20 protein-coding genes are annotated in these 16,544 nt (G+C 66.2%); 14 read left to right on the top strand and 6 right to left on the bottom strand.

Annotated elements, in window-relative coordinates:
- Nucleotide 1 precedes the first annotated feature (1 nt).
- The 9 genes from AUL36_RS01830 (at nucleotide 2) to AUL36_RS01790 (ending at nucleotide 6,829) form a co-directional block, all read left to right on the top strand.
- A complete protein-coding gene (locus AUL36_RS01830) occupies nucleotides 2-262 on the top strand; it encodes a hypothetical protein (protein WP_156418227.1) in 261 nt (86 codons plus the stop codon).
- A 262-nt stretch (nucleotides 263-524) separates the two neighbouring features.
- Nucleotides 525-1,313 (top strand): tetratricopeptide repeat protein, encoded by a 789-nt coding sequence (locus AUL36_RS01825; RefSeq protein ID WP_192843766.1) that lies wholly within the window; start codon nucleotides 525-527, stop codon nucleotides 1,311-1,313.
- 26 nt (nucleotides 1,314-1,339) lie between these two features.
- Nucleotides 1,340-2,749 (top strand): ribosome biogenesis GTPase Der, encoded by a 1,410-nt coding sequence (der, locus tag AUL36_RS01820; protein WP_062217383.1) that lies wholly within the window; start codon nucleotides 1,340-1,342, stop codon nucleotides 2,747-2,749.
- A gap of 130 nt (nucleotides 2,750-2,879) precedes the next feature.
- Complete coding sequence (locus AUL36_RS01815) at nucleotides 2,880-4,016, top strand: cell wall hydrolase (protein WP_062217380.1); 1,137 nt, start codon at nucleotides 2,880-2,882, stop codon at nucleotides 4,014-4,016.
- A gap of 132 nt (nucleotides 4,017-4,148) precedes the next feature.
- The gene (locus AUL36_RS01810) at nucleotides 4,149-4,487 is read left to right on the top strand and encodes an AtpZ/AtpI family protein (protein WP_062217444.1); all 339 of its coding nucleotides are present in this window, start codon (nucleotides 4,149-4,151) and stop codon (nucleotides 4,485-4,487) included.
- 118 nt (nucleotides 4,488-4,605) lie between these two features.
- Nucleotides 4,606-5,355 (top strand): F0F1 ATP synthase subunit A, encoded by a 750-nt coding sequence (locus AUL36_RS01805; protein ID WP_058600890.1) that lies wholly within the window; start codon nucleotides 4,606-4,608, stop codon nucleotides 5,353-5,355.
- Nucleotides 5,356-5,427: 72 nt separating this feature from the next.
- Complete coding sequence (locus tag AUL36_RS01800; RefSeq protein WP_058600889.1) at nucleotides 5,428-5,652, top strand: F0F1 ATP synthase subunit C; 225 nt, start codon at nucleotides 5,428-5,430, stop codon at nucleotides 5,650-5,652.
- 73 nt (nucleotides 5,653-5,725) lie between these two features.
- Nucleotides 5,726-6,334, top strand: coding sequence for a F0F1 ATP synthase subunit B (locus AUL36_RS01795; RefSeq protein WP_058600888.1), 609 nt, complete (start codon nucleotides 5,726-5,728; stop codon nucleotides 6,332-6,334).
- A gap of 12 nt (nucleotides 6,335-6,346) precedes the next feature.
- Nucleotides 6,347-6,829: a F0F1 ATP synthase subunit B family protein gene (locus tag AUL36_RS01790; protein ID WP_058600887.1), complete on the top strand. Its 483-nt coding sequence runs from the start codon at nucleotides 6,347-6,349 to the stop codon at nucleotides 6,827-6,829.
- 143 nt (nucleotides 6,830-6,972) lie between these two features.
- Here the strand turns inward: AUL36_RS01790 and AUL36_RS01785 are convergent, their stop codons facing one another.
- Both AUL36_RS01785 and AUL36_RS01780 read right to left on the bottom strand, forming a co-directional pair.
- Nucleotides 6,973-7,662, bottom strand: a complete 690-nt coding sequence (locus tag AUL36_RS01785) for a ribonuclease HII (protein ID WP_082655444.1) — start codon at nucleotides 7,660-7,662, stop codon at nucleotides 6,973-6,975.
- A gap of 212 nt (nucleotides 7,663-7,874) precedes the next feature.
- On the bottom strand, nucleotides 7,875-9,032 hold the full coding sequence (locus tag AUL36_RS01780) for a PA0069 family radical SAM protein (protein ID WP_058600886.1): 1,158 nt from the start codon (nucleotides 9,030-9,032) through the stop codon (nucleotides 7,875-7,877).
- A 132-nt stretch (nucleotides 9,033-9,164) separates the two neighbouring features.
- Between AUL36_RS01780 and AUL36_RS01775 the strand changes: the two genes are divergently transcribed.
- Complete coding sequence (locus tag AUL36_RS01775) at nucleotides 9,165-9,656, top strand: hypothetical protein (protein WP_062217371.1); 492 nt, start codon at nucleotides 9,165-9,167, stop codon at nucleotides 9,654-9,656.
- Here the strand turns inward: AUL36_RS01775 and moaB are convergent.
- The 4 genes from moaB to AUL36_RS01755 form a co-directional block, all read right to left on the bottom strand.
- Entirely contained in the window at nucleotides 9,653-10,204 is a 552-nt protein-coding gene (moaB, locus tag AUL36_RS01770; RefSeq protein ID WP_058600884.1) for a molybdenum cofactor biosynthesis protein B, read from the bottom strand. The genes AUL36_RS01775 and moaB overlap by 4 nt on opposite strands.
- Nucleotides 10,204-11,112, bottom strand: coding sequence for a 4-(cytidine 5'-diphospho)-2-C-methyl-D-erythritol kinase (locus AUL36_RS01765; RefSeq protein WP_062217367.1), 909 nt, complete (start codon nucleotides 11,110-11,112; stop codon nucleotides 10,204-10,206). Before AUL36_RS01765 ends, moaB begins: the two co-directional genes overlap by 1 nt.
- 8 nt (nucleotides 11,113-11,120) lie before the next feature.
- Nucleotides 11,121-12,950 carry a tetratricopeptide repeat protein gene (locus AUL36_RS01760; RefSeq protein WP_058600882.1) on the bottom strand — a complete coding sequence of 610 codons (1,830 nt, stop codon included), beginning with the start codon at nucleotides 12,948-12,950 and terminating at the stop codon, nucleotides 11,121-11,123.
- 163 nt (nucleotides 12,951-13,113) lie between these two features.
- Nucleotides 13,114-14,139, bottom strand: coding sequence for a polyprenyl synthetase family protein (locus AUL36_RS01755; protein WP_062217438.1), 1,026 nt, complete (start codon nucleotides 14,137-14,139; stop codon nucleotides 13,114-13,116).
- 132 nt (nucleotides 14,140-14,271) lie between these two features.
- On the opposite strand from AUL36_RS01755, the gene AUL36_RS01750 reads away from it, so the two are divergent.
- The 4 genes from AUL36_RS01750 to AUL36_RS01735 all read left to right on the top strand — a co-directional run bounded on the left by AUL36_RS01750 (nucleotide 14,272) and on the right by AUL36_RS01735 (nucleotide 16,469).
- Nucleotides 14,272-14,499, top strand: coding sequence for a putative signal transducing protein (locus tag AUL36_RS01750; protein WP_058600957.1), 228 nt, complete (start codon nucleotides 14,272-14,274; stop codon nucleotides 14,497-14,499).
- Nucleotides 14,477-15,265, top strand: a complete 789-nt coding sequence (locus AUL36_RS01745) for a tRNA1(Val) (adenine(37)-N6)-methyltransferase (RefSeq protein WP_062217365.1) — start codon at nucleotides 14,477-14,479, stop codon at nucleotides 15,263-15,265. Before AUL36_RS01750 ends, AUL36_RS01745 begins: the two co-directional genes overlap by 23 nt.
- A gap of 71 nt (nucleotides 15,266-15,336) precedes the next feature.
- Entirely contained in the window at nucleotides 15,337-16,218 is an 882-nt protein-coding gene (locus AUL36_RS01740; RefSeq protein ID WP_156418229.1) for a S49 family peptidase, read from the top strand.
- Between the two features lie 59 nt (nucleotides 16,219-16,277).
- Nucleotides 16,278-16,469: a hypothetical protein gene (locus AUL36_RS01735; RefSeq protein ID WP_058600878.1), complete on the top strand. Its 192-nt coding sequence runs from the start codon at nucleotides 16,278-16,280 to the stop codon at nucleotides 16,467-16,469.
- Nucleotides 16,470-16,544 lie beyond the last annotated feature (75 nt).

Below are 16,544 nucleotides of genomic sequence, written 5' to 3'. Positions count from 1 at the left end.
GATGAGTGACAACGAACCGAACCGCCTGAACGACACCCGCCTCGATGCCGATGTCAGCGTTCTGGGCGATGATCGAGGCGGCGAACCCAAAGTTTCGCGCGTCAGCGGAGCCCCGGCTCCAGACGCGGCGGCGGGTCTGCGGGAGCAGACCGACAGCTCGCACGCGCAGCCCGAAGGCAACTCGGCGCAAGACGATCTCGAGCGCCAAAGGGCGACGGCGGACGCCCGACGCGATGTCGCGAGCCGTCTGCCGAAAAGCTGACCGGACCGATCCCGCCCTCGTTCAGGGCGAACTCTCTCGCAAAAGCCCGACGCCTGACCACGTCGGGCTTTTGCTGTTCCGATGCATGACAATGCGGGGACGGGGAGGGGACTTGTAGCCCAAGGAAAGCCGCCCCGATGGGGCGCTCGCACGCGTCCTGACTTTCGCTCTGGCGAAAAATCGTTAGAAAGCCGGATCAAGGCGAGCTCTATGCTCGTATCAATCCGTCCGTATCGCGCCTATTCGCAGGGTTCATCCGCTCATGAGCAACGACATCTTCATTCGCGAGGTGAACGAGGAGCTTCGCCAGGAGCGCGCCCGTGCCCTTTGGCTGCGCTATGGAACGATGGCCATCGTCGCCGCTGTCGTGATCGTGCTGGGTGTCGGCGGCTATGTCCTGTGGCAGCGCCATCTGCGCGGCGTCGAGGCGGCCGATGGCGACAAGCTTCTGTCGGCGACGACGCTGATCGAAGACGGCAAGACCCAGGAGGGCCGCACGATCCTGCAGGGCCTGACGCAGACGGGCGTTGCCACCTATCCCGCACTCGCGCGTCTCAGGCTGGCCGAACTGGATCTGGCAGATGATCCCGCCAAGGGCGTGGCCGCTTTCGACGCGATCGCCGGCGATGCGAGCGTTCCGCAGGATCTGCGCGACATGGCCGCGCTTCGCGCCGCCTACGCTCTGGTGGATCACGGGTCGCTGGCGGATGTGCGCCAGCGCGCCGAGCGCCTGACGACCGATGGCGAGCCGCTGCGCTACGGCGCGCGGGAGGCGATCGGTCTGGCGGCCTGGAAGGCAGGCGATGTCGATACGGCGCGCAGCTTCTTCACCGAACTCCAGGAGGATTTCGGCACCCCTGCCGGGATCAAGCGCCGCGCCGGGCTGATGGTGGAACTGATCGAAGCCGAGCATGGCGCCAAGGACGCGCCGGCAGCAGACGCGCCGGCCAAGCCCGTTGCCGACGATGCCGAGGCGAGCGAGGCTCAGAGCCCGCCGCAGCCGAGCGACGCGCAGCCTGCCGCCGCCAAACTCAACCAGCCCCCGGCCTGAACCGAAACAGGAGCGAGAACACTCCCATGGTGACCATCGCCATTATCGGACGGCCGAATGTCGGCAAGTCCACGCTCTTCAACCGTCTGGTCGGCCGCAAGCTGGCGCTGGTGGATGATCGTCCCGGTGTCACGCGCGACCGGCGCGAGGGTGACGCGACGCTGCAGGACCTGGAATTTCGGGTCATCGACACGGCCGGTCTGGAGGAGGCGAGCGCCGAATCCCTGGAAGGGCGTATGCGCGCCCAGACCGAGCGCGCCATCGACGACGCCGACCTGTCGCTCTTCGTGGTGGATGCCAAGGCCGGTATGACGCCGCAGGACGAAGTCTTCGGCGAACTGCTGCGTCGCCGCGACAAGCCGGTGATCCTGGTGGCCAACAAGTCCGAGGCGCGGGGTTCCGACGCCGGCTTCTATGACGCCTTCAGCCTGGGGCTGGGCGAACCCTGCGCCATTTCGGCCGAGCATGGCGAGGGCATGGCCGATCTGCGCTATGCGATCGTGGAGAAGCTCGGCATCGCGGCCTTCCGCGACGAGCGCGATGACGAGGACGGCGAAAGCGACGAGATCGAGTTCGACGAGGACGGCGAGCCCGTCCAGCGCTACGACGCGACCAAGCCGCTCAATATCGCGATCGTCGGCCGACCAAACGCCGGCAAATCGACGCTGGTGAACCGTTTTCTGGGCGAAGATCGCCTGCTGACCGGCCCCGAAGCCGGCATCACACGCGATTCCATTTCCGTCGAATGGGAATGGCGTGGACGCCGCGTCAAGATGTTCGACACGGCCGGCCTTCGGCGGCGCGCCCGCGTTCAGGAAAAGCTCGAGAAGCTGTCGGTCGCCGACGCGCTGCGAGCCATGCGTTTTGCCGAAGTCGTGATCGTCGTGTTCGACGTGACCATTCCCTTCGAGAAGCAGGATCTGTCGATCGCCGACCTGATCGCGCGCGAAGGCCGCGCGCCGGTTCTGGCCTTCAACAAATGGGACCTCGTGGAGGATCGTCAGGCGGTTCTGGCCGACCTGCGCGAAAAGACCGATCGGCTCCTGCCGCAGATGCGCGGCGTCAAGGCCGTGACCGTGTCGGGCGAAACCGGCGACGGGCTGGACCGCCTGATGAAGGCCGTCGCGGAAACGCACGAGATCTGGAACAAGCGTGTCTCCACCGCGAAGCTCAACCAGTGGCTGGAGCGAATGGTGTCCCATCATCCGCCTCCGGCCGTGGCGGGGCGCCGCGTGAACATCAAATACATCACGCAGGTGAAGACCCGGCCGCCGACCTTCGTTCTCTCGACATCGCGTCCCGAGGCCGTCGGCACCGCCTATCTTCGCTACCTCATCAACGGGTTGCGCGAACAGTTCGGTCTGACCGGCATTCCGATTCGCATGACCATGCGCAAGTCGGATAATCCTTACGCGCATAAGGCGAAGAAGTTCTGAGGGCCGCTCGACGTTAAAAGGGCAGAGGGCGTTGGTAAGGCGCTCTCTGCTCCCTCATGTCCGCCATTAACCACTCACTAAGGTTAATAGGAGATTGTCGGTTATCCCTGAAACCTTCGGGAAACCGACGATGGCCCCTGACGTCCGATCGCGCAAGCGTCGCCTCGCGCCTGCTGCACGCCGCCGCTTGGCTTTGCGCCGCGTGGTCGCGTCGTCAGTGCTGAGCCTCGCCTTCGCGCCGATCTTTCCTTCGCTCGCCCTATCGCCGACGCCCGCGCCGCTGGGCGATCTGGCTGCTTTGGTGTCGCCCGTTCCCGTGCCGGCCGCCCTGGCTCATGCGTTGGCTGTCCTGCCGCCGTCCGGCTCTGGCGATGCGCTCTATGTTCAGGACCCCAACCGCCGCATGGTCGCGGACAAGGGCGGGCGCGTCGCCGCCGCGCCCCTGCCGCCCGTGCAGCCCAAATTTGCCGCCGGCCAGATCGGCAGCGTCACCAGCCTTCTGCGGCCCGGTCTTGCAAAGGGGGACGAAACGATCCGCGAAGCGCTGGCGAAGCTGCCGGCCGATATGGCCCCGATTCAGATCGCCGCGAGCTTCGCCGCGCCGGCCTCGCTCAAGCGGGGAGGGCAGGGGAGCGGAGGAAAGGGCGAGCGCGCCAACGTGGCGCTGGCTGCGCTTGCCGCGCCCGCACGAAACAGCCCTGCCTCCGTTTCGTCCGCGGCCGCCTATGCGGGAACGGATCGCCCCGCTTTGGCCAGCCTGTTCGACGCCGTTCTCGGACCTTCGCGCGGCTTTGTCCCGCCCAAGGGCGAGAACGACCATTCCTGGGTGGCGACGCCGCTGCCGGCCTCCGCCACCACGCCCTCCGAACAGACCTGTCTGGCGACGGCGATCTATTTCGAAGCGCGCGGCGAAACCGAGAAGGGGCAGGCCGCCGTTGCGCAGGTTGTACTCAACCGGGTCCGCAATCCGGCCTATCCCAAGACGATCTGCGGCGTCGTGTATCAGAATCAGGACTGGTTCGGTCGCTGCCAGTTTTCCTTCGCCTGCGATGGGGTGAAGGACATCATCTGGAACAAGCCCGCCTACGCGCTGGCCGAGCGAATCGCTCGCCAGACGACGAACGGCGAAATCTGGCTCCCCGAAGTGGGCTCGGCCACGCATTACCACGCAACCTACGTCCACCCGCGCTGGGCAAAGACGATGGAGAAGGTCGACAAGATCGGCCTTCACATCTTCTACCGGACCTTCGGTGGGGGCTGGCGCTAGCCAGCCCTCTTCGTTTCAGCGTGAGAATGCTTATGTTCGAGAGACGCGCGCCGGGAAGCTCGGCGAACACGCAAACTTGAACCGCCTTCGTTTCGCCACTTCCGGGAGGAAACGATGCGCCCTGTGGAACCGATGTCGATGAGCGATCCCCATTCCCGAAGCGACGCGGAACTGGCCGCAGATCACCGCAAGCTGCAGGAGCGGATCGCCAAGCTAAAGGCGGCGACCGCTGAAGAGCCCGTGCCCGAACAGGGCCAGGCGAGCATGCAGGGCATGGCGAAAGGCCTGAAGATCGCCAGCGAATTCATTGCCGGCATCATGGTCGGCGGGGCGATCGGATACGGGATCGATCGATTTTTCGGCACCACGCCGTTTGGGCTCATCATCTTCCTGATGCTGGGCTTTGCGGCCGGTGTTCTCAACGTGGTTCGCTCGGCACAGGGCGAAACAGGGCCTCGTCCCGGAGCCTGAACGAGAGATCGTTCGGAAAGGACGGGTGCAATTCGACGTCAGGGAGTTGCGAAGCGCGGAACGGGACGCTATGGCAGTGGCGCTCTCAAAGGGCTCCGCATTAAGAGGACCAGACGTTTTGGCGAACGATCCGCTTCACCAGTTCCAGATTTCTCGGCTCGTTCCGATCGAGATCGGCGGCCTTGATCTGTCGTTCACCAACTCGTCGCTGTTCATGGTGGCGACCGTCGCCGTCGCGACCGGCTTCCTGTATTGGTCGACGCGTGGTCGCGGTCTCGTTCCGAACCGGGCCCAGTCGGTCTCCGAACTCTCCTACGAGTTCATCGCGAAGATGCTGCGCGACGCCACCGGCTCGCACGGAATGCAGTTCTTCCCCTTCGTGTTCTCGCTGTTCCTGTTCATCCTGACGGCCAACCTGATCGGGATGTTCCCCTATTTCTTCACCGTCACCAGCCATCTGATCGTGACCTTCGCCCTGGCGTTGCTCGTGATCGGAACTGTCGTCGTCTACGGCATTCGCCATAACGGCCTCGGCTGGTTCAAGGTCTTCGTGCCGTCGGGCGTTCCGGGCGCCGTTTTGCCCTTCGTGGTGCTGATCGAGGTCATCTCGTTCCTGTCGCGCCCGATCTCGCTCTCGGTTCGTCTCTTCGCCAACATGCTGGCGGGGCACATCACGCTCAAGGTCTTCGCCGGTTTCGTGGTTTCCATGGGAAGCCTCGGTGCGGTCGGCGTCGTCGGCGCACTTCTGCCGATGCTGATGACGGTCGGCATCACCGCGCTCGAATTCCTTGTCGCCTTCCTGCAGGCTTACGTCTTCGCGATCCTGACCTGCATGTACCTCAACGACGCGGTTCACGTTCACCACTGACCGCTCCGTCCTTTCGCGGTCGCTCAGGCCTGCGAATCCTACCCCCGCACGATCCAACCAAAGGAGTTCTCCATGGACGCGGAAGCTGCACGTTACATCGGCGCTGGTCTCGCTTGCTTCGGCATGGCCGGCACCGCTCTCGCGCTCGGCAACATCTTCTCGAGCTTCCTCTCGGGTGCCCTGCGCAACCCGTCGGCTGCTGATGGCCAGTTCGGCCGTCTCGTGTTCGGCTTCGCCGTGACGGAAGCTCTCGGCATTTTCTCGCTCCTGATCGCGCTCCTGCTGCTCTTCGTCTAAGCACGCGCTTCAAGGGATTGTGCAGCCGGCCGCCCCTGCTGGGGCGGCCGGACCCGTATCATCGGAGTCCGACATGTTCGTCACTCAGGCATTAGCCCAGGTCCAATCCCCAGATGCAGGTCCGACCCTGATGGAAACCCCCGTTCCGCCGACCGGCGAAGCGATCGCAGTCGATCCCGGCCACCACGAGGAAGCCGGCTTCCCGCCGATGAATCCCGAATTCTTCGCGTCCCAGATCCTCTGGCTCGCGATCACGTTCGGCGTGTTCTACTACGTCATCTCGAAGACGATCGTGCCGCGCATCTCCACCGTTCTGGAGAATCGCCGCGACCGGATCGCCCTGGATCTCCAGGCCGCCGAGCGTATGCAGGCCGACGCCGACGAGGCGCAGGCCGCCTATGAGCAGGAACTCGCGTCCGCTCGCAAGAATTCCACGCGCATTGCGACCGAGGCCCGCGACACGGCTCGCGCCGACGCCGATGCGCAGCGCAAGACGATCGAGGCCGATCTCGATTCCCGTTTGAGCGCGGCTCAGGCACGCATCGAAGAGGTGAAGGTCCGCGCTCTCGCCGAGGTCGATACGATCGCGGAAGACGCCGCCGAGGCGATCCTGACCGATCTGGCCGGCCTGAACGTGTCTCGCGAGGACGTCGCGCGCGCCGTCCGTTCCGTTCGTTCCTAAGAGGGCGTCGTCATGGCTTTCGACAATACGTTCTGGGCTCTTGTCGGCCTGATCCTGTTCCTCGCGCTCGTCATGTATCTGGGCGCGCCGGCGATGATGACGAAGGCGCTCGACAAGCGCGCCGCGCAGATCCGCAATGAGATCGACGAAGCACGCCAGCTCAAGGAAGAGGCCAAGCAGCAGCTTGCCGAATACCAGCGCCGCCGCCGCGAGGCCGAGGCCGAGGCGCAGGACATCCTCGCCATGGCGCAGCGCGAAGCCGACGCCATCGTCAACGAAGCCCGCGTCAAGAGCGAAGAGTATGTCGCTCGTCGCACGCAGGTCGCCGAGCAGAAGATCGCCCAGGCGGAAGCCGAAGCCGTTTCCGAGGTTCGTGCCCGCGCCGTCAACATCGCGATCGACGCCGCCACCCAGCTGATGGTGGAACGCAACGTCGCCGCCGACCCCCGCGTCATCGACCAGTCGATCGCGGAAGTCCGCCGCCGTCTCAACTGACGCTGTCCGCACAGATCGAAAGACTCCAAAGGTCGGCGCGAGCCGGCCTTTTTTATTGCGGTCACCTTGCGGCGCGGCTCGGATGGGCAAGCCGTTCCCTAAAGGCCGGATCGATATTGCAGGATGCCGCGAAGCGTTTCGTATTACAGAAGCGCTCGGACGGGGCCGAAGGTTCTACGATGATGCGGCCCTGGGCCGTGGACTTTGAGCGCTTCGACATGAGCGGCCGTGGGGTAGCCCATATGCTGGCGAAACCCGTAGCGCGGGTCGGCGGTGCAAAGCTCCGTCATGATCCGATCTCGCGTCACCTTGGCGACGATGGAGGCAGCCGCAATGGAAAGGCACAGCGCATCCCCACCGATCAGAGCTGTGGCGGGCACCGGGCAGCCCACGGGAATGTCCCGCCCGTCCACCAGAACATGGTTCGGCTTGTTGGCGAGCGCCGAGATTGCGCGGCGCATGGCGAGGAACGTCGCTTGCCGAATGTTCACGTGGTCGATCTCGGCGGCGCTGGCCGTCCCGATGCCGACTTCGGCATCCGCGAGAATGGCTTCGAACAGTTCTTCGCGCTGCCTGGCGCCGAGCTTCTTGGAATCGTCGAGACCAGCCGGGATGCGATCGGGCCTCAGAACCACGGCCGCCGCGACGACGGGGCCGGCCAGAGGGCCGCGACCGGCCTCGTCCACGCCGGCGATCCGGCCACCACCACCCTGATGCCACGCGGCTTCGCGCGAGAAGTCAGGGCCTGGCGGCTTGGTGCGCGCCGGGCGAGGGGAGGATAGGGAGGGAGAATCGGAGGAACGGCGAGCCATGGTGCGGCGAGACTCGCTCATTCTCCGATTCTCCTCAAGCTCGCGAACCAAGGTGCGGATGGTGCACGAGCGATCCGGCGTCGGGGACGTACGCCGGAAAATGGGCTCTGGCTTCAAGGCCGTTCCGGATGCACCGGCGCGCCGATGGGGATTGAAGCTCTGGCGCGGTCTGCTGTCGCCGAGCGGTTGGCGTAGGACGCCGGCCCCCGCGAATGCTCAGACGGGCCTAAGCCTTAAAGCAAGGACAGTTGAACACCGGCACCCTTCGGCGCCTTGAACAGATCGGTGCGTAGCTGGGTGCGTTCGAGATTGAGATGGAAGCGACGCGCGGCCATCTCGAACCGATGCTTGATCTGCGTGGCATAGGGACCGCCGCCGGTCATCCGCTTGCCCCATTCGGGATCGTAATCCTTACCGCCGCGCATGGAGCGCAACAGAGACAAGACGTGGCGATACCTGTCGGGATAGTGCTGAAGCAGCCAATCCTTGAAGAGGGGCGCGACCTCCAGCGGCAGGCGCAGAAGCACATAGCCGACTTCCCGCGCCCCGGCCTCCGAAGCGGCTTCCAGCAGCCGCTCGATCTCCGAATCCGTCAGGCCCGGAATAATGGGCGCGGTCATCACCATGGTGGGAATGCCGGCCTTGGTCAGCTCACGCACGGCTTCCAGCCGCTTTGTGGGTGTCGCCGCGCGAGGCTCCATGGTGCGGGCCAGACGCCGATCCAGCGTCGTGATCGATACGGCCACCTTGGCCAGTCCCTTTGCGGCCATGCGCGAGAGGATGTCGAGATCGCGCAGCACGAGCGCTGACTTGGTGACAATGCCGACCGGATGGTTGGCCGCCTCCAACACTTCCAGCATCTGCCGCATGATCCGGCGTTCGCGCTCGATCGGCTGATAAGGATCGGTGTTGGTGCCGATGGCGATCGGCCGGACCTCGTAGCCGGTCTTGGCGATCTCTTCTTCCAGAAGTTCCGCCGCGTTCGGCTTGGCGAAGAGCTTGGTCTCGAAATCAAGCCCCGGCGACAGGCCGACATAGCTGTGCGTCGGCCGCGCGAAGCAGTAGATGCAGCCGTGCTCGCAGCCGCGATAGGGGTTTACCGAGCGGTCGAAGGAGATGTCGGGCGAGGAATTGCGCGTGATGACGCTGCGCGCCATCTCGGTCTGCACTTCGGTCTTGAGGCTCGGCAACTCGTCCAGCGAGGACCAGCCGTCATCGAAGGCCGAGCGCGCGAAGGGCTCGAAACGTCCTGTCGGGTTCAGGCCCGCCGCGCGGCCGCGCCGACGCTCGAACCCGATGCGCAGACCGGACTGAGCCACCACATGCTGGGCCATGTCGATGCCGTCGCGCTGCGAGAAGGCGATGCGATCGGCGGTGTTGATCTCGTGCATGGGACAACCTTCCGTCCGGTTGTTCGCGTTGTGACCATAGTCCTATTCATCATTTGAGAACATTTCAAGAACAAACTTTGCGGCCTCTGAATCGCTGGTCACGCCCGCGCGTGTCGGCTATGGCGATGAGCCATGCTGAGCGTTCTGGTTTTCGATGCCGATGAGCCGATGGACCTGACCATCACCCTATCTTCCCTCGTGGCGGGTGTGGTGGAGGGCGTGCTGCGCGAGGTTGTCGTGGTGGAGCCGCAGGGCGAAGCCGCGCTGAAGGTGGCCGACCATGCGGGATGCTCGGTCCTCTCCCGCGCGGAGTTGGGCCATACTCCGCTGGCTCTGAAGGGGGATTGGCTGATCCTGATGCGCGCGGGCGACCGCCTGCCCGCCAACTGGCCCGAGCGGGCCGCCCGCCACGGCGAGGATCAGTCACGAGCCAAGGGGCCGCGGGGCGGACGCTTCGTTCTGCCCACGCGCGAGGCGAGGGGATGGCGTCGATGGCTAGCGCCGCGTCAAAGCGCTTATCTCGTGCCGAAAGCCCATGCGATGTCGCGCCTCTCGGCGGGCGCCCCTTGGCAGGGCGTTGCCAAAGGCATCGGCCTCGACCGTTTGGCCGATCGCGAGGGCTAAGCGGACGCGCCGCCCTTGCGCCGCAGGTGCTCGTCCAGACGCGGCATGATTTCCACGAAATTGCAGGGCTTGTGCCGATAGTCGAGCTGGGCTTTCAGAATATGGTCCCAGGCGTCGCGGCAGGCGCCGGGGGAGCCCGGCAGCACGAAGACGAACGTGGCGTTCACCACGCCGCCCGTCGCACGGGACTGGATGGTCGAGACGCCGATCTTCTCGAAGGAGACACGGTGGAACACGGCGGAGAACCCGTCCATCCGCTTTTCGAAAATAGGCTCCAGCGCCTCGGGCGTCACGTCGCGGCCGGTGAAGCCGGTTCCCCCGGTGGTGATCACCACATCCACCTGCGTGTCGCGCGACCAGCCGAGAACCGTGTCGCGGATGGCGTCGCGATCATCGGGTACGATGGCGCGGGCGGCGAGGCGATGGCCGGCCTCCTCCAGCCGGGCCACCAACGTGTCGCCCGACTTGTCGTCCGCGAGGGTTCGCGTGTCGGAGACGGTGAGAATGGCGATGCCGAGCGGAAGGAATTCTCGGTCCGGCGATGTCATCACGCCTCCCCCATCGGCTGGATTTCGGTGGCCGCGACCCACCAATGCGGCTGGCGCGTTCGCAGCCTCGTCGCCGCCGCATCCGCCTGGCTTGTATTTTCGAACAGAGCGAAGACCGTGGCCCCCGAGCCGGACATGCGCTGAAACGCCGCGCCTTCATCTGCCAGCGCGCGGGACACGGCGGCGATCTCGGGCACGATGCGCAGGGCCGGCGCTTCCAGATCGTTTCGCGTGTCTCGGAGGTAGGAGACGAGCTGCTCGAGATCGGCGAAGCCGCCCGCCGGCAGCGCGGGCAGGGGGGGATTGTCGCGCCTCTCCAAGCCGGAGAAAGCCGCCGGCGTCGAGACCGGCGCGCCGCAATTCACCAAGACCATGGCAAACCCGCCGAGGCGCGCGACCGGGGCCGAGACTTCGCCGATGCCGCGCACGCGGGCCGCACGGCCGGCCCAGCACATGGGCACATCGGCCCCGAGGCTGAGACACTCCGCCGACAGCCTGTCCGCCAGCACGGGATTGGCATCGGCGATCCAGCGCAGAAGCGCCGCCGCGTCTGCCGAGCCGCCACCGATGCCGGAGGAAAGCGGCAGGTTCTTCTGGAGATGGATGTGAACAGGGGGGAGATCGATCCCGTCGCGCGCGGCCAACGAGCGTGCCAGATCCAGCGCGCGCAGAACGAGATTGCCGCGATCGAGCGGCAGGCCGGCGGCAAAAGGGCCCTCGATCGTCAGCTGATCTTGATCGGCCGGGGTGATGGTCAGATGATCGCCGTCCCGTGCGAAGACCACGAGACTGTCGAGATCATGATAGCCGTTCTCGCGCCGCCCGGTGACATGCAGCGCGAGATTGACCTTGGCGGGGGCCGAGACCGCTCCGCCAAGAGCGGCGCGGTCAGCTGCGAGCGCGTCCACGCCCCCGCTCAGTTCGGCTGCGTGGCCGCCGGGGCCTCGTTGGCTGCGCGCTGGGCGGCGGGCGGTTCGTTGGCGGAGGCCGGCGACACGGCGTCGAGGCCCTCGGCGAGCTTGCGCTTGATCGTATCGACCTGCGCCTGCTCGGGCTTGGGCTCGCCCGTGAGGGCACGGTTCCATTGGAACTTGGCCTCGCGGGTGCGCCCGACGCGCCAATAGGCGTCGCCCAGATGGTCGTTGATGGTCGGATCGGCCGGGGTCAGGAGAATGGCCCGCTCCAGCTGCTCCACCGCGTCGGGATAGCGGCCGAGGCGGTAATAGGCCCAGCCGAGCGAGTCGATGATATAGCCGTCGTTGGGGCGCAGATCGACGGCGGTGCGGATCATGTTCAGCCCCTCGTCGAGGTTCTTGTTCATGTCCACCCAGCTATAGCCGAGATAGTTCAGCACCTGTGGCTGGTCGGGCGAAAGCTCCAGCGCCTTCTTGAAGTCCGGCTCGGCCTTGTCCCATTCCTTCAGACGCTCATAGGCGATGCCGCGCTGGTAATAGATGTTCCAGAGATTGGGTGCGTCCTTGGGGGCCAGTTCCAGCGCGCGGTCGAGAAGCTTCACCGCCTCGCCATAGGACTTGTCGGCGGCCAGCACGTCGGCAAAGGCCAGATGCGCCTGAAGGTCGTTGGGATAGTCCTTCACGGCCTTGCGCAGATGATCCTTGGCCTGATCCTTGCGGTCGGCCTGCCAGAGGTCGAGGCCCATCTGAAGCTCGGCCGTGCGGTGATAGGGCGAAGCCTTGGGGATCTGCGCGTAATAGGACAGCGCGAGGTCGATCTGCTGCGTGCGATCGGCGACGCCGGCCAGCGCCGTCAGAAGCTTGGGATTGGGCGTCGGCGACACGGCCTTGGCGAACTGGAAGTAGAGAAGCGCCACGTCCTGCCCGTCGCCCCGGTTGATGGCCTGACCGAGAATATAGAGCGTTTCAGCCGCGCCTTCCTGCGCGCTTTCGATGGGCGCGGCGATCTTCTTACCGGCCTCGACCTCGCTGCGCAGCTGCGTCAGCGGCTCGTAGCCAGGGGCGAGTTCCAAGCCCTTGTCGATGGCAGCCAGTGCGTCGGCCTTCTTGCCGGCGCGCGCTTCCAGGCGGCCGAGCGCCTCGGCGCTGGCAAGGAAGGCGTCCACCGAGGTCTGGGCGGAAGCCTGATCGGAGATGACGCTGTTCAGCGCCGTGCGCGCGGCCGGCAGGTTGCCGGCGAGGCCTGCGAGGAGACCGGCCTGATACTGGTTGAAAACGGAGAACCAGGAGGCACCCGAGAGCCCTTGAATGCGCGCCAGCGCCTCGCGCGAGCGACCGGCGCCAAGCTCGGCCCAGGCCGAGAGATGGCCGATCAGCAGCGTGTCGAGATCGCTCGTGTCTTCCAGCTTGAGCTGGCCGATGGCCGCATCGAAGCGGCTGGAGCGCAGCGCATCGAGCGCCAGCGCGATATGGGCGACCTTGCCGACATCTTCGTTGCCCGCCAGCTTGGTGGCGAGCTTTACGCCTTCTGCGAAGCGCCCGTCCGCGAGATAGGCGAACATCGCCTCCTGCTGGAGCGTTTCGGAATTGGGGTCGAGCGATAGCGCCTTGGCGTAGTAATCCGCCGCGATGTCGGGCTGGCGGTTCTCGCGCGCCTGCTTGGCGGCGAGATAGGCGCCCGAAAGGGTGTTCACCTCGATCGGCGGCTTGCCGCTGGCGGCGGCCGGAGCCGGCTCGACCTTCTTCGCCTGCGCTTCGGCCACGCCGATCGCCATCATCGAGGCCGCGAGGGCTGCCGCCAGAGCGATCCGCGAAATGCGCGATGTATCCACGTCGAATTCCTTTGCGAAGGACGAAAGCGGCCCGAAGCGGCCGTCGCAGGCGAGACCTCTAAAGATCGTCGCCGCTGAGCGGGCAGCAAGCGCCGACCCGTTCCCTTGTCAAGCCAGCTTGTTCATTTTACGGCCGGGCGCAAGTGCGGGCGCGAAACGCGCCTCACGAAATCCGGTCGATGCAGAATTCAACGACCGCCTCCAACGCGTCCCGCGCCGGGCCGGGCGGCATGGCCGACAGAGCGTCCGATGCCAGCCGGCCTTCTTCGCGGGCGCGCTGTTTGGTCGCTTCCAGCGCGCCATGGCGCTGCATGATCGCGCGCGCGCGCGCCAGCGCCGCGTCATCGTTGCGGCCTTCTTCCATGGCCTCACGCCAGAACTGGCGCTCGCTCTCGTCGCCCGCCGCATGGGCGAGGATGACGGGCAGGGTGATCTTGCCTTCTCGGAAGTCGTCGCCGACATTCTTGCCGAGATCGTCGGCCGACCCGCCATAGTCGAGAACATCGTCCACGAGCTGGAACGCCATGCCGAGATGCATGCCATAGGCGCGCATGGCGCGCTCGGCCGCATCGCCCGACTTGGCGATCACGGGGCCGACTTCGGCAGCGGCCGCGAAAAGCTCGGCCGTCTTGGCGGCGATCACGGCGCGATAATCGGCCTCGCTGGTGGTCATCTTCTTGGCGGCGGAGAGCTGCCAGACCTCGCCTTCGGCGATCACGGCCGAGGCGTTGGACAGGATCGCGAGGGCACGCATGGAGCCGACCTCGACCATCATCTTGAAGGCCTGGCCGAGCAGAAAGTCGCCGACCAGCACGCTCGCCTGATTGCCCCAGATGGTGCGCGCGGTCTTGCGCCCCCGGCGCAGGTCACTTTCGTCCACCACGTCATCATGCAGGAGTGTCGCGGTATGGAGAAACTCGACGCTGGCGGCGAGCTTCACATGACCTTCGCCCTCGTAGCCGAAGAGCAGCGCCGAGGCGATCGTCAGCATGGGGCGCAGCCGCTTGCCGCCGGACGAGATCAGATGGTCGGCGATCTCAGGGATCAGTTCGACATTCGACCCGGCCATGGCCAGGATCATGTCGTTGACGCGGTTCATATCGGCGCGCGTCAAACCGAGGATCGGATCGATCGAGGCGATGGGCCTGACGGTACCCACGGGGCTGGCTAGGCTCACGATATCCTCCATTCGGTTGCCGGGGCAATAGCGGGGCGGGCGGCGGGCGGCAAGAGCGAATGGCATGACAAGATCGGTCATGGAGGGTGAAAGGGCGCGAACGCGGCCCTTGCGGTGTAGCCGCGTTTCACGCCAAGTCAGCCCATGATCGAACTTGTGCGTTCCAACGACCCCGTTCTCCTGTCCTTTCTCTCCGTGCTCCTGAAGGATGCCGGGATCGCGCATTTCGTCGCGGACGGCCATATGAGCATTCTCGACGGCTCGATCGGCGCCATCCCGCGCCGGCTTCTGGTGGACGAAGGCGAAATCGACACGGCGCGCCGGCTGCTGCACGACGCGGAACTCGGCCATGAACTCTCCGACCCCTCCTGAGGTCGCTCCGCCAGCAGCGGAGGACATCTCGAAGGACGCCTTTCTCGGCGGGGCCTTCCACCTGCTCCAGCCTCGACGCGGCGGGTTTCGCGCCGGGCATGACGCGCTGCTTCTGGCGGCCACCGTGCCAAGAAACGCTACGGGCCACGCGCTCGACATGGGAAGCGGGGCGGGGGCCGTTGCGCTGGCGGCGGCTGTGCACGCGCCCGGTCTGTCGCTCGTGCTCGCCGAGCGCGAGCCGAGCATGGCGGCGCTGGCGCGCGCCTCCATCGCGTTGCCTGAGAACGCCGCGCTCGCCCCCCGCCTCGACGTGGTGGAACTCGACCTTCTGGCCCCGCGCCCGGTGCGGGAGGCGGCGGGACTGGCAGATGCCCGCTTCGATCTCGTCCTCTCCAATCCGCCCTTTCATCCCGCCGGTGGGCGCCTGTCGCCCGATGCACGGCGCGGTGCGGCGAAATCCCTGCCGGAGCCGGGATTCCTCGTGCGCTGGCTGGCGGTGGCGGGCGCGCTGTCGAGGCACGGGGCGCGGATCACCATGATCCTTCGGCCGGACAATTTGCCCGAACTTCTGGAGGGCATGGAGGGGCGCTTCGGCGCTTTGCATCTCTACGCGGTCCATTCCGCGCCGGGCGATCCGGCGATCCGGCTTCTCGCCTCGGCGGTGCGAGGCTCGCGCGCGCCGCTTCTCATCCGCCCGCCGCTCGTTCTGGACGAAGCGCTTCGGCGCGCTGTGTCATCGGGCGAGGCGGAGATTTCGGTTTCGTAACGGGGGCGCTTTCTTCCGCGCCCGGCTCTTCCTACATGAAGGCCACGATTCGCGACCCCGAGGTTTTGCCCGTGCCCAACCGCCTGAAGAAGCTCCTGCCCAAGCGCTTTCGCTCCGAGGCGACCGTCATTCCGGTCGTGCGGCTTCAGGGTGTCATCATGGCCGGCGCGTCGGGGCCGTTCCGCCAGTCCATCTCGCTGGCTTCGGTCGCCCCGCTTTTGGAGCGCGCCTTCGCGATGAAGGACGCGCCGGCTGTCGCGATCTCGATCAACTCGCCGGGTGGCTCGCCCGTCCAGTCCCGGCTGGTGTTTCAGCGCATTCGTGATCTCGCCGAGGAAAAGCGCAAGCATGTGATCGTTGCCTGCGAGGATGTCGCGGCGTCGGGCGGTTACATGATCGCCTGCGCGGGCGACGAGATCGTGGCCGATCCCTCCAGCGTCGTCGGCTCGATCGGCGTCGTGTCGGGCGGCTTCGGCTTCGTGGAGCTGATCCGCAAGATCGGCGTCGAGCGTCGCGTGCACACGGCCGGTCAGAACAAGGCGACGCTCGATCCGTTCCGCCCCGAGCGGGCCGAAGATGTCGAGCATCTGAAATCGCTCCAGCTCGACGTCCACAAGACCTTCATCGACCTCGTGCAGTCCCGGCGAGGAGCGAAGCTCGCCGATCATCCCGATCTCTTCACGGGCCTTTTCTGGTCGGGCGTGCGCGGGCTGGAACTTGGCCTCGTGGATCGCCTGGGCGATCTGCGCACCGTCCTGCGCGGCCATTACGGCGACAAGGTCAAGCTGCAGGTGATCGGCCCCAAGCGCGGCTTGTTTTCGCTTCGCGGCTCGGGCGGCGGGGCGAGCCGGCTGGCGGGCAGCCTCGACCTGTCGCAGGCCGGCGCGGGCTTGGGCGGCGCTCTGGTGGAGGCAGCCGAGGAGCGCGCGCTCTGGGCGCGCTACGGCTTGTGATCGGCGGCTTATGCCTTGCCTTTGCCGGGTTTGACGACGAAACTTGAGGCGGACGAACCATGGCGGATCTGATGCCCATCTTTCTCTTCGGCCTCGTCGGTGCGGCGGCCTATTTCGGATACCAGCAGATGCAGCGGGACGCCGCGCGCGTCTCGGAGCGCAACCGCCGCTCGGAAGCGGAAATGCGCACCGGCGCGCAAGGCACGCTCGTGCGCGGCGAGGACGGGGTCTTCCGTCTTCAGGAGGACTGAGGGCGGGCGAGACGCGGCAAGGCTTGACCCTTCCCGCGCCGGCGTGGCAACTCCCGCGCCAAAGAGCGGCTTCGC

The sequence above is a fragment of the Aureimonas sp. D3 genome (genome assembly GCF_001463805.1).
In the GTDB taxonomy this organism is placed as follows: Bacteria; Pseudomonadota; Alphaproteobacteria; order Rhizobiales; family Rhizobiaceae; genus Aureimonas; species Aureimonas ureilytica_A.
This window is presented reverse-complemented; position numbering and strand designations above follow the sequence as displayed.